We start from the raw sequence: 12,446 nt of genomic DNA, 5'->3' as shown, positions 1-12,446 counted from the left end.
AACTATGTTATGGGTTTACACGTTTATCTATTATCTGATAGCAGGCCTACTTTTACCAAGAGAGTTTTTAAAACGCCCACGAGATCTAAGATTAAAATGGTTAAGAGATAAATTTGCTATATTTAAATCAAAAACCAATCTTTATTCTCGTTCTTTTATCTGGGTTCATTGTGTGTCTGTCGGTGAGGTTATCGCCCTTTCCAGTCTTATCAAAAAACTTTCTAAAGCTTATAACATCCTTTTAAGCACGATTACCGACACCGGACAAAAAGTGGCTAAAGACCGGTTTAAAGGATTACCGGTAGAAACTATCTATCTCCCTTTAGACTGTCCTTTCGCGATAAAAAGAACTTTAAAGGCTTTTAATCCTAAGGCTTTAATCATTGCTGAAACAGAAATCTGGCCTAATCTTATTCATATTGCAGCTAAAAAAATTCCAGTTTTTTTAGTAAACGCACGTCTTAGTGAAAAATCTTTTAAAAACTACCAGAAAGTAAGATTTTTCATCAAAAAAGTTCTTAATAGGCTTACTCTGGTTGTGGTGCAAGACAATATTTATCAGGAAAGGTTTAGAGCCTTGGGGGTAAAAGAAGAAAAAATCGTAGTAACAGGCAATACTAAGTTTGACCTTGAAATTCCTTGCGTGGAATTTTTTTGGGAAGGTAGGGTTAAAAAACCGGTTGTTATTGCTGGAAGCACACACCATCCTGAAGAAGAACTTATAACCAAAGCTTTTCTTTCAGCAGTAAACCAAGGTACCTTGCTTATAGTGCCAAGACATCCTGAACGGTTTGACGAAGTGTTTTCACAGTTAAACCTGATGTTAGATAATTTGGAAGATGTAAAACTTTATCGCCTAAGCGCTTTATCTAAGGAATTTTCAGACTTGAAAGAAGCAAAAAGATGTATCCTTCTTATAGACCAGATAGGTATCTTGGGTAGTCTTTACAGAATAGGGGACTTAGCCATCATAGGAGGAAGTTTTATCCCCCATGGAGGGCAAAACCCTTTAGAAGCATTTTACTGGAAAAAACCTGTGGTAGTAGGGCCTTCTATGGAAAACTTTCCTTTTATCCAAGAATTTTTGGAAAAAGAGGCCTGTATTCAAACTACACCAGAAAAACTAACTGAAACCTTAGAATATTTTCTTAAAAACCCTGAAAAACTTAAGACCTTATCTGAAAAAGCCTACCAAATGTATCTCTCCAAAACAGGCGCTACAGAAAAAATTTTACATTTATTGGAAAAATATCTTTAATTTTTGGTTAACCAGGATATAATATTAAGTTAACTAAAAATCCTATCTTACAACCAGGAGGGCTACTATGAAAAGGCTTTTAGAGATGTCAGTTTCAAGTTCAGAAGTTTTTAAGCAAAGTCATGTAAAGGTAGAAATTTTTTGGGGACTAATTGGAGCTCTTTTGATAGGTATTTGTTCTAACCTTAAGTTTTATCTTCCTTTTTCTCCTGTACCGGTAACCTTTCAGACCTTTGGGGTTTTTATGACTGGTCTTTTATTTTCTCCTTTTAGATGTGGTTTAGCTAATTTTTTCTATTTGTTTTTAGGTGGATTAGGGTTTCCTTGGTTTGCAGGGTTAACTGGTGGTTTTTTAACGCTTTTAGGACCTACTGGAGGTTATCTATTAAGTTTTCTTCCTGCAAGTTTGATGGTTAGCTTGATATATCATAAATTTCAATGGGCTAAGAGTTTTTCAGGAGTTGTTTTACTTTTAACCTTAGTAAATTTTGGGTTTATTCATCTTTTGGGACTGGTTTGGTTAGGCTGGGTTTTAAAAATTTCTGACTTAAAAGTTTTATTGAATATAGGAAGTCTACCCTTTATCTATGGAGACCTGTTAAAAATCTTTTTGGTAGTCTCTATCTTAAAGTTTGGCTTTAAAAAGTTCTAAAGACCTCTTGCCAAAACTTTGATTAGGTTTTAAAATGTAAACGAATTTTGGAGGGGTGCCCGAGTGGACGAAGGGGTGCGACTGGAAATCGCATGTACGGGCTAAAACCCGTACCGCGGGTTCGAATCCCGCCCCCTCCGCCATCCTTTTTTCATCGTTATCGTCTCAATCACTTGTCATGTTTAATAAACTTAGCTATCTTTTTATTAAAAACTCTTGTTTTATAATTTTTTGACAATCATGTTAATTTTTTGACAGGAGCCAAGAAAAACCAGAATGTTTTTAGCAAACTTCAATCCCTAAAAACTTGGCATAATTTTTGATAAAACTTCTAAAAAGTGAGGAGGGTCTTATGGCAGAAGAGGTTAAAGAAGGGGCAGAGAAGCAGGCATCTGAGAAAAAAGGAGGAAAAAAGAAATTTTTATTATTGTTGTTGCTGGGTGTTTTGGTAATAGTTCTTGCTTCTGGGGTGGTTTTATTTTTGATGGGTAAAAAAGGAGAAGAAAAGGAAGAAGGAAAAAAAGGGGCTAAAAAAGAAAAGGTTGAAGTTAAGGTTATCTATCCTATGGAACCAGTGGTGGTAAATCTTTTAGAACCTACAGGGAAACGATACCTTCAAGTAAGGTTAGCCTTAGGGGTAGCAGATAAAAAGGCTGAAGAGAAGATTAAAGTAAAAGAACCGATGATAAGAGACGTAATCATCACCTATCTTAGTAGTAAAACCCCAGAGGAAGTAATCCAGCCAGAGGCTAAAGAGACGATAAAAAAAGATCTCTTGATGAAGATCAACGAAGCTTTAGGAGATGAAATTTTACAAGCCGTTTACATAACCCAATACATAGTGGAGTAGTTATGGAAAAAATACTTAGCCAAGATGAAATAGATGCGTTACTTTCTGGACTTTCTGAAGGCAAGATAGATACTACCCCAGAGGTTAAAGAAGAGGTTAAGGCTAAGTCTTTTGATTTTAGAAACTATACCATATCTACCCGTCTTAAGATCCCAGGCCTTGAAGTTATCAACGAGCAACTTGCTCGAAGCTTAAGGATGCAGCTTTCTACCCTTTTAAGGGAAATGTTAGACATCTCCAATTTACCCCTTCAGATGGAAAGGTTCAAAGATTTTTTAAACAAAATTCCTGTACCTACCTCCATCCATATCTTTAAATTAGAACCTCTTAAAGGGCAATCCCTTCTTATTATCGATGCTACCTTGGCCTTCCTGTTTATAGAAAGGTTTTTAGGAGGAGAAAGAAAACACATCAAGGTTGAAGGAAGAGAGTTTACACCAATAGAACAAAGACTTCTGAAAAAAGTGGTGGACCTTATTTTTAACGAGTTAGAAAAGGCTTGGAAAAACATCTATCCTGTAAAACCTAAGTATATTAGAGGTGAAGTAAATCCACAGTTTGCAAGGGTACTTATGCCTGAAGAAACTGTGGTAGTCACTGGTTACACGTTAGAGCTTGAATCTATCAGCGGAAAGATACTCTTTTGTTATTCTCTAAGCACCTTACAACCAATAAAAGATAAACTTTATTCCCCTTATCAGTTAGAAGAATATGTAGACCTAACTTGGAAAAAGAACTTAGAAAACTACATACTTAACAGTAGCGTACAACTTAAAGCCCTTTTAGGAAAAGGCACCATTACTTTAGAAGATTTAGTAAACCTTGAGGTAGGAGATGTGGTAATCCTTGATAAAAAAGTAGAAGAACCAATAGAGGTTTATATAGAAGGGGTTCCTAAAATCTTAGGCAAATTAGGGGTTTTTAAAAACCACCTTGCTATTCAGGTAGACAAATTTTTATCTTCAGAACATACAGAAAAATAAGAAATCAGGGGGAACATAAATGGCTGAAGAAGAAAAGGTTAATAGCCAAACCCAAGAAGAAGCTACTCTTAGTCCTGAAGATTTGATGGCTATGTGGGAAGAGGCTTTAAAAGAGGCTCAAGCTGGAACTCCAGAAACTAAAGAAGAAAGCGTTCAAACCGTTTCTCAAGAGTCATCCCACGATCTTTTTCAACCTAAAGAACCCTCAGTTAAAGAAAGACCTCCTACCCAGCCAGTCAGCTTTGAGGAACTTAGCCCAACCCAAAAAGGAGGTTTACATCCAGACTTAGAGTTTATTTTAGACATACCCTTAGAAATTTCGGTAGAAATAGGTAGAAATAAAATGCTAATAAGAGATCTACTAAAACTCAACCAAGGTTCTATCATCGAGTTGGAAAAGTTTGCCGGAGAACCTGTAGAGGTCTATGTAAACGGCAAACTGATGGCAAAAGGAGAGGTAGTGGTAGTAAACGATAGGTTCGGGGTAAGGATTACTGAGATCATAAGTGCTCAAGATAGGATTAAAAAACTGGGGTCTTAGCCTATGGAATGGTTTTATTATCTACAAAGTATAGGAATTTTACTGCTTGTTTTAAGCTTATTCCCTATAGCCCTCCATTTTTACAAAAAATATACTGTCAAAAATACGTCAGAAAACTCAATCAAACTTTTGGCAGTTAAACCTGTAAGTTATAAGGCACAGATTTTGTTAATAGAGGTTGAAGGCAAAAAATTTTTGGTAGGATATTCAGACAAGGGATTTAGCCTTTTAGGGGAGATAAAGCATGATGGTTAGTTTTTTGACCATTGTTTTACCTACAGTAAAGATAGGAGTTGAAGCTGCTAAAACTCCAGAACAGTTTTCTACTATCATACAAGTACTTATTTTACTTACTGTTTTATCTATAGCTCCAGCCCTTCTTTTGATGCTAACCTCTTTTACCCGATTGGTGGTAGTGTTTTCCATCTTAAGACACGCCATAGGTACCCAACAAACTCCTCCTAACCAGGTTTTACTTTCTTTAGCCTTATTTCTAACCTTTTTTATCATGACCCCTACCTTTAAAGCTGTCTATGAACAGGCTTTTATACCTTACCTCAACAAACAGATAGGAGATAAAGAGTTTCTGGAAAGAGCTCAAAAACCCTTTAAAGACTTTATGTTAAAAAATACCAGAGAAAAAGACTTAGCACTTTTTATTAAACTCAGACAAGAGGAGCGTCCAAGAACACCTGATGACGTATCTTTTTTTACTTTGGTACCAGCCTTTATGATAAGTGAGTTAAAAACCGCCTTTCAGATAGGATTTTTATTATACATACCCTTTTTGATAATAGATGTGGTGATTTCAAGTGTGTTAATTTCCATGGGAGTCTTGATGCTCCCGCCTATGATGATCTCTCTTCCAGTAAAACTTTTATTGTTCGTGCTGGTTGATGGATGGAATTTGCTCGTAATGTCTTTAGTAAAAAGTTTTCATTAAAGGAGGTGTTAATAAAATGACAGATGCCACTATTTTGACATTGGCCAAAGAATCTATCAAAATTTGTATTCTGGTTTCTGGCCCCTTTTTGCTTACTGCTTTAATCGTTGGTTTGGTCATCAGTATCTTACAGGCAGTAACCCAAATCCAAGAAATGACACTTACTTTTGTCCCCAAGATTTTAGCACTTATTGTTGTGTTTGTGTTAACCTTACCTTGGTTATTAAAGAAACTGACTTCCTTTACTGAAAATTTAATCTTAAATATTCCAAATTTGATTAGTTGAAGGTAGGATGGGGCTTTTAGAGTTTATTGAAAATCAGGTTTTTCTGTTTTTTTTGGTTTTTTATAGAATCCTTCTTCTTTTTGTGCTTTTTCCTGTTTTTGGGGCAGTTTATTTTCCTACTAAAAATAGGATTGCCCTTTCTTTAGTTTTGGGATTGGTTTTAACCCCGGTGATTAAGATAAACATCCCTTCGTCTTTTAACGTCTATCAACTCTTTTTATGGCTTGTATCGGATTTTCTGTTTATCTTTATGGTATCTTTGCTTTTTAGGATTATCTTAGCTGGGATTCAGGTAGGAGGTGAACTGGTAGGATATCAGATGGGATTTGGTATTACCCAAACCATAGACCCTCTTTCAGGCTTTAGCTTGCCTGTAATCTCTCAGTTTATCTACATCATCTTTCTTTTTGTGTTTTTTACGTTTGACTTTCACCACTATCTGATAAGTTTTATTTATTATAGTTTTGAAAAAATTCCTCCTGGAAGTTTTTGGTTAGACAACAACCTTGGGCTTTTGGTGGTAAAAAAAAGCCGATTGATGTTTGACTTAGGAATAAGGTTTCTTGCTCCATTGATGGTGCTTATGATGTTAGTTTACGTAAGCTTGGCTATAGTGGGTAGGTTGCTACCCCAGATAAACATCATGTTTGTAAGTTTTCCTCTAACCATAGGTATAGGTTTAATCTTTCTTGGACTTATGTTGGTCTTATTGCCTAAAATAATGGTACCAAGCCTTAAAAATTATTTTAACCTGTTACATGGCATTTTTGTATATTTTAAGTAAAGAGGTAGAGACCCATGCCAGAAGAACCTTTTGAGGAAAGGACAGAAGAGCCCACACCTCGACGGCGAGAGGAAGCCAGAAAAAGAGGACAAATTGTCAAAAGCCGTGAACTTTCCTCAGTAGCAGTATTAGGTACCGGCTTTTTTGGCTTTATGTTGTTAAGTTTCCTGTTTTTTCAGCAGTTTTACCTAATTTTTTATCACTGCATAAACAATTACTACACAGACTTAAATCTTTCTTTTTTGATATATTTGGCACATTTTTTACTTAAAACCTTAGGAAAGGTTCTTTTACCTTTCTTTTCTATCCTTTGTTTTGTGGTGATTTTGGTTTACCTTTTGCAAACCGGAGGTGGAGTTTTGGCTTCCCAAGCCATTGGGTTAAATTTTGACAGAATTAACCCAGTTTCTGGGTTTAAAAGACTTTTTTCTCTTACCGCTGTGTTTGAACTATTAAAGGTTATCGTTAAACTCGCCATCATCACAGGTGTTTCTTATTTTATAATAACAAAATATCTCCCTTATATCCTAAAACTCTTTGGAGTTTCTCCTAATTATTTAGCTTTTAGTTTTAAAGTTTTTTTAAAAGATTTCGTTTCTAAGCTTTTGGTACTTCTTGTGTTTTTAGGAATTCTTGATTGGTTTTATGCTCGTTGGGATTTAGATAAAAAATTAAGACTTACCAGGAAAGAATTGAAAGAAGAGATAAAACAGACTGAGGGAGACCCGTTGGTTAAGGCTAAGATAAGACAAAAGCAAAGAGAGATGGCAAGAAGAAGGATGCTTGCCGAAGTACCCAAGGCAGATGTGGTTATTACCAACCCCACCCACTATGCTGTAGCCCTTAAGTATGAAATAGGTAAAGATCCGGCTCCACAGGTGGTAGCAAAAGGAAAAGATTTTCTGGCTCAAAAAATAAAGGAAATCGCTAAAGAACATAAAGTACCTATCTATGAAGATCCACCTTTAGCTAGGCTTCTTTATGAAAAAGTAGACTTAGGAGAATTTATTCCTCAAGACCTTTATCAGGTAGTGGCCAAGGTTTTGGCTTATGTATACAAACTAAAAAACAAAAAGGTGATGTAAACAGATGGAAAAAAGTTTAATGGCTAAATACGTTCCAGATCGTTATAGTATGTTTGCTGTTTTAGGTATAGTAGTTCTTTTTGCTATCATGCTTTTTCCTCTCCCTCCTTATCTTATCGATATTTCCCTAAGCCTCAACCTTTCTGTTTCTGTGTTAATACTAATCATGACCATGCAAGTGAATAAACCTCTTGATTTTACAGGGTTTCCAGCTCTTTTACTTTTAACTACCCTTTTTAGATTAGCGATGAACATAGCAACTACTAGGGTAATTCTCCTTAAAGGCCATGAAGGTACAGGGGCAGCTGGTTATATCATTAAAAGTTTTGGAGAAGTAGTTGTAGGGGGCAATTATATAGTTGGTTTTATCGTGTTTTTAATCCTGGTGTTGATAAATTTTGTGGTTATTACCAAAGGAGCTGGTAGGATTGCTGAAGTAGCTGCAAGGTTCACACTCGATGCCATGCCAGGTAAACAAATGGCTATTGATGCGGACTTAAACGCAGGTCTAATAGATGAAAAAGAGGCCAAAAAAAGACGTGAAGAAATCGCTAAGGAAGCTGATTTTTATGGAGCCATGGATGGTGCTTCTAAGTTTATAAGAGGAGAGGCTATAGCAGGACTTATCATTACTTCTATCAACATCATAGGTGGGATTCTTATCGGAACTTTACAAAAAGGTTTAGACCTTGCGACCTCAGCCAAAACTTATACCATCCTCACCATAGGAGACGGATTAGTCTCTCAGATTCCAGCTTTGATTATTTCTACTTCAGCAGGTATTTTGGTTAGTAGGGCTGCAGCAGAAGCAGGGCTTGGTAAAGATTTAGTAATGCAATTTGCCCAAAAACCAGAGGTACTCTGGTTGGCAAGTGGCATAGTTTTAGCTATAGCTTTGATACCAGGAATTCCCTTTTTACCTCTTTTTATTTTTAGCGTAATCCTTTTTTCTTTAGGATATGTAGCCTATAAAAATCAGCAAAAGGTAGAGGCTGAAGAGGTAGCTAAAGAAGAGGCTCCACCACCTCCTTCTGAGTTAGAAGAAATAAGACCTGTAGAACTTCTGGCCTTAGAGTTAGGATATGCTTTGATTTATCTTGCTGATGAAAACAGAGGAGGAGATTTACTTGAAAGGATTAAAAACCTAAGGAAACATCTTGCCCAAGAATTAGGGATAAGGATACCCTCTGTTCATGTAAGAGATAATTTAAGCCTCAAACCTGGAGAATATGTAATCCTGATAAAAGGAGTCGAAATAGCTAAGGGAGAGCTTATGCCAAACTATCTTATGGCTCTTCCCTCAACCCCTGACCTCCCTCCTCCTTCTGGAGCCATTCCTACTAAAGAGCCTACCTTTGGGATGAATGCCTATTTTATTTCTGAGGACCAAAGAGAAGAGGCAGAAATGGCAGGTTTTACCGTAGTCACCCTTTCTACCGTTATAACTACTCATCTTTCTGAGGTAGTAAAAAAACATGCAGACGAATTCTTGACTAAACAGGAAGTTCAAAGGATCTTAGACAGTGTTAGTAAATATTATCCCAAAATAGTTGAAGAATGTTTAAACAATGCTAATTTAACTTTAATCCAGAAGGTATTACAAAACTTAATAAAAGAGGGTATTTCGTTGAAAGATTATGTCACCATTTTTGAAACCATAAGTGACTATGCTCCCTCCATAAAAGATCCTGACGTACTTACTGAATATGTAAGACAAAAGTTAAACAGGTATATAGTAAAGCCATACTTAATCGAAGGCAAACTCCCTGCATTAGTGGTAGGTGATGATATAGAGGAAATCTTAAGGAAGTCTCTTCAAAGAACAGAGCAAGGAATATTTTTAATGGTAGACCCTAAAATAGGAAGCAAGATAGTAGCAGCCTTAACCCAAGCAGTAGAAAGGGCAGGACAAAAAAACATAGTTCCTGTTATCATCTGTAGTCCTACGATAAGAAGACATCTTAGAAAATTGATAGAAAGAAGCCTCCATTATGTTCCGGTAGTTTCGCAAGCAGAAATACCCTTTGAGGTTAACATAGAGGTGTTAGAAGTAGTAAAGATAGTGAGAGAGTAGGAAAAAAGATGAAGATCAAAAAGTTTAGAGGTAGAACGATTTTAGAGGCTTTAAATCAGGTTAAAAAGGAATTTGGGGAAGAGGCAGTTATTTTGAGCTCAGAAAAGGTAAAAACCCCAGAAGGAGATTTTTTTGAGATTACCGCGGCCATCGAAGAAACTGAAGTCCCTGTTGTCTCTACGACGATTGAAGACAAAAAGCCTGAAAGTCTTTCTCATCCCTTTGACCAAGGGTTAAAAAAAGATTTAGAAGAAATTAAATATCTTTTAAAAGAAGTTTTACATCCTCGATTAAGAGACGCAACCTACTTGAAATATTTAGAAAGAGGGATACCAGCTTTTATCGCTAAAGAAATGGTTGAAAAAAGCTTAGACCTTCCTAAGTATATCTCTGTTAAAATAAAAGAAAAAGGGGTGGTTCCCCATTCTAAGTACCAAATTTTTATAGGAGAGGGTGGGGTAGGTAAGACTACAAACATTTTTAAAATAGCTGTTTGGTATAAGTATAAGTATGAAGCTAAGGTGTTGGTTTTAAGTTTAGACACCTATAAAATAGGAGGCGCTTTTCAGACAAAAAGGTTAGCAGAACTTTTGGAGATAGATTTTGACATAGTAGACATAGAAGATTTTAAAGAAATAGCCCAAAGTTTAAATAAATATGATTATATTTTAGTAGACACACCAGGGCTCAACAAAAAGTTTAGCACCCTCGATTTAGAAGAACTTGCGCAAAGGCTACCGTTTTTAAGGTTTCAGTGGGTAGTCAAAGCCACAGAGCATTTTGAGTTTGGTTTACGGTTGTGGGAAAAGATCGAAAAACTTCCGGTAGAGGGAGTATTTTTGACCTTCACAGATAAGATAAAAAATAGTTTACCTATACTTTGGTTGTTAGAGAGCAATCTTCCTCCTCTAACCTTCATCTCTAACGGAGAAAGAGTTCCTGAAGACTTGTTAAAAGCTGAGGAAGAGGTTTTAGTAAAACTTTTTTTAAGGGGTTTTGAATAAAATAATTTTTGAAAATAAAAAAGTAGGAGGTTTTATGAGAAGCATAGCTGTGGCTAGTGGAAAAGGTGGGGTAGGTAAGACAAGCTTTGTGATAAACCTCTCATTAGCCCTTACTCAACTACAACAAAAGGTACTAATTTTTGACGCAGACTTAGGACTAGCTAATGTGGACGTTATGTTAGGCATCTCTCCTAAATATGACATAAGATATGTGTTAAACGGAGAAATGAGCCTTAAGGATATTATCTACCCCACAGATTACAACATCGACATCATACCTGCAGGATCTGGGGTAGTAGAGCTTACCCATCTAACTTCTATGCAAAAACTTCTTCTAAAAGAGCAAATGGAGGAGGCTTTTAAGAACTATGATTATTTGATCTTTGACTCTTCAGCCGGTATTTCAGAAAACGTGTTATTTTTCTTTCTATTAGGGGGAGAAAGAATAGTAGTTTGTACCCCTGAACCTACCTCCATAGCCGATGCCTATGCCTTGATAAAAGTAGCCTATAAAAAACATCGTATTAAAGATTTTTATTTAGTAGTAAACATGATAAATCAAGAAGAGGATGGGAAAAAAATCTATCAGCAACTACTTTATGTGCAAGAAAAATTTTTACCTGAAATAAAGCTTTCTTATCTGGGAGGAATCCCATACGATGAGTGTGTAAAAAAAGCCATCCGTTCTCAAGTTCCTTATCTTTTAATGTGTCCAGATAAACCTTGTAGCTTAAAAATTAAAGAAATAGCCTACAAACTTATGAAATACAATCCTCAAGCTTCTCAAGGTTTAGAGGCTTTTTTAGAGAGGGTAGTGTCTTTATAAAAAATGGTAAAAGGATGTCTTATGGTCCCGAAGATCATTAACAAAATATTTTATCAAAAACCTCCTTTAGAAAAGGTAGTAGAAGAATTTTTACCAACTATCAACTATTGGGCTAATAGATATCATTTTCAGGGGCAGCCTGTGATTAGCAAAGAAGATTTGGTGTCTGCAGGGGTTATAGGTCTGATAGAGGCATATCATCGATATGATCCTGCCAAAAAAGTCAAATTTAGAACCTTTGCTGAGTTTAGAATTAAAGGAGCGATGCTTGATGAAATTCGAAAAATAGATATAATACCAAGAAGTATAAGAGATAAAATTTCTGAATTAGAAAATAAAGTAAAAGATTTATATAAAGATTTAGGAAGAATGCCAGAAGAAACAGAGATAGCTAAGGCTATGAATTTAAGCTTAGACGAATATCACAGGTTTTTAGAAAACATTAAAGGGATTACTTTTATAGACATTCAAAGCTTTAAACAGAGAATCCCTGAGTTAGAAGAAGAGGACATTTTTGAGTTTATAGGGTCTACTAAAGATGACCCCTTTGAACAATATTCCTTAAAAGAATTACAGGAAGAGCTTGAAAAGGCTTTAGAATATCTTACCGAAAAAGAGCGTTTAGTTTTGGCTCTTTATTACTATGAAGGACTTACGATGAAAGAAATTGCAAAAGTTTTGGAGTGTACAGAAAGTAGAGTTTCTCAACTTCACAACCAAGCTATCATAAAACTTAGAAGTATTTTAAACCAACCTAAGAGAGGAGGGTAAGGAGTATGTCTTTAAATACTGATTTAAAGGTATTGGTAGTAGACGATTTTGCTACGATGAGAAAGATCATAAAAAACATCTTAACCCAGTTAGGTTTTAAAAATATCTTGGAAGCAGACGACGGAAGTTCTGCATTAGAACTATTAAAAAAAGAAAAAATAGACCTTATCATTTCTGACTGGAACATGCCTAAGATGAGTGGTCTTGATCTTTTAAAAGCAGTAAGAAACGACCCTAATCTTAAAGACATTCTCTTTGTAATGGTAACAGCTGAGGCACAAAAAGACAACGTTATAGAGGCTATAAAACACGGGGTTAATCAATATATAGTTAAGCCTTTTACCCCTGAAACTTTAAAGGAAAAATTAGAAAAAGTTTTAGGAGGATAG

15 protein-coding genes and 1 tRNA gene are annotated in these 12,446 nt (G+C 35.7%); all 16 read left to right on the top strand.

Annotated features, from left to right (window positions below; translation table 11 throughout):
* Positions 1-4 precede the first annotated feature (4 nt).
* The 16 genes from G580_RS0101650 (at position 5) to G580_RS0101575 (ending at position 12,446) form a co-directional block, all read left to right on the top strand.
* Complete coding sequence (locus tag G580_RS0101650) at positions 5-1,258, top strand: 3-deoxy-D-manno-octulosonic acid transferase (protein WP_028840760.1); 1,254 nt, start codon at positions 5-7, stop codon at positions 1,256-1,258.
* 67 nt (positions 1,259-1,325) lie between these two features.
* On the top strand, positions 1,326-1,910 hold the full coding sequence (locus tag G580_RS09550) for a biotin transporter BioY (RefSeq protein ID WP_051172971.1): 585 nt from the start codon (positions 1,326-1,328) through the stop codon (positions 1,908-1,910).
* Positions 1,911-1,959: 49 nt separating this feature from the next.
* Positions 1,960-2,053, top strand: a tRNA-Ser gene (locus tag G580_RS0101640).
* Between the two features lie 209 nt (positions 2,054-2,262).
* Positions 2,263-2,760, top strand: a complete 498-nt coding sequence (locus G580_RS0101635; RefSeq protein WP_028840759.1) for a flagellar basal body-associated FliL family protein — start codon at positions 2,263-2,265, stop codon at positions 2,758-2,760.
* 2 nt (positions 2,761-2,762) lie between these two features.
* Positions 2,763-3,743 carry a flagellar motor switch protein FliM gene (gene fliM, locus G580_RS0101630; RefSeq protein WP_028840758.1) on the top strand — a complete coding sequence of 327 codons (981 nt, stop codon included), beginning with the start codon at positions 2,763-2,765 and terminating at the stop codon, positions 3,741-3,743.
* A 19-nt stretch (positions 3,744-3,762) separates the two neighbouring features.
* Complete coding sequence (gene fliN, locus G580_RS09545) at positions 3,763-4,284, top strand: flagellar motor switch protein FliN (protein ID WP_038041283.1); 522 nt, start codon at positions 3,763-3,765, stop codon at positions 4,282-4,284.
* Between the two features lie 3 nt (positions 4,285-4,287).
* Positions 4,288-4,539 (top strand): FliO/MopB family protein, encoded by a 252-nt coding sequence (locus G580_RS0101620; protein ID WP_028840757.1) that lies wholly within the window; start codon positions 4,288-4,290, stop codon positions 4,537-4,539.
* Positions 4,529-5,227 (top strand): flagellar type III secretion system pore protein FliP, encoded by a 699-nt coding sequence (gene fliP, locus G580_RS0101615; RefSeq protein ID WP_028840756.1) that lies wholly within the window; start codon positions 4,529-4,531, stop codon positions 5,225-5,227. The genes G580_RS0101620 and fliP overlap by 11 nt, the downstream gene beginning before the upstream one ends.
* Positions 5,228-5,243: 16 nt before the next feature.
* Complete coding sequence (gene fliQ / locus G580_RS0101610) at positions 5,244-5,513, top strand: flagellar biosynthesis protein FliQ (RefSeq protein ID WP_028840755.1); 270 nt, start codon at positions 5,244-5,246, stop codon at positions 5,511-5,513.
* Between the two features lie 7 nt (positions 5,514-5,520).
* Positions 5,521-6,297, top strand: a complete 777-nt coding sequence (locus G580_RS0101605) for a flagellar biosynthetic protein FliR (protein ID WP_028840754.1) — start codon at positions 5,521-5,523, stop codon at positions 6,295-6,297.
* A gap of 14 nt (positions 6,298-6,311) precedes the next feature.
* Positions 6,312-7,382 carry a flagellar biosynthesis protein FlhB gene (gene flhB / locus G580_RS0101600; protein ID WP_028840753.1) on the top strand — a complete coding sequence of 357 codons (1,071 nt, stop codon included), beginning with the start codon at positions 6,312-6,314 and terminating at the stop codon, positions 7,380-7,382.
* 4 nt (positions 7,383-7,386) lie between these two features.
* Positions 7,387-9,456 carry a flagellar biosynthesis protein FlhA gene (gene flhA, locus G580_RS0101595; RefSeq protein ID WP_028840752.1) on the top strand — a complete coding sequence of 690 codons (2,070 nt, stop codon included), beginning with the start codon at positions 7,387-7,389 and terminating at the stop codon, positions 9,454-9,456.
* A gap of 8 nt (positions 9,457-9,464) precedes the next feature.
* Positions 9,465-10,460, top strand: a complete 996-nt coding sequence (locus G580_RS0101590) for a flagellar biosynthesis protein FlhF (RefSeq protein ID WP_028840751.1) — start codon at positions 9,465-9,467, stop codon at positions 10,458-10,460.
* 34 nt (positions 10,461-10,494) lie between these two features.
* Positions 10,495-11,286, top strand: coding sequence for a MinD/ParA family protein (locus G580_RS0101585; protein WP_028840750.1), 792 nt, complete (start codon positions 10,495-10,497; stop codon positions 11,284-11,286).
* Between the two features lie 21 nt (positions 11,287-11,307).
* The gene (locus tag G580_RS0101580) at positions 11,308-12,057 is read left to right on the top strand and encodes a sigma-70 family RNA polymerase sigma factor (RefSeq protein WP_169357055.1); all 750 of its coding nucleotides are present in this window, start codon (positions 11,308-11,310) and stop codon (positions 12,055-12,057) included.
* A gap of 5 nt (positions 12,058-12,062) precedes the next feature.
* Entirely contained in the window at positions 12,063-12,446 is a 384-nt protein-coding gene (locus G580_RS0101575) for a chemotaxis response regulator CheY (protein WP_028840748.1), read from the top strand.

This window comes from Thermodesulfobacterium hveragerdense DSM 12571 (assembly GCF_000423845.1).
GTDB classification, from domain to species: domain Bacteria; phylum Desulfobacterota; class Thermodesulfobacteria; order Thermodesulfobacteriales; family Thermodesulfobacteriaceae; genus Thermodesulfobacterium; species Thermodesulfobacterium hveragerdense.
The sequence above is the reverse complement of the archived record's forward strand: the minus strand, read 5'-3'. Positions and strand labels throughout refer to the sequence as shown.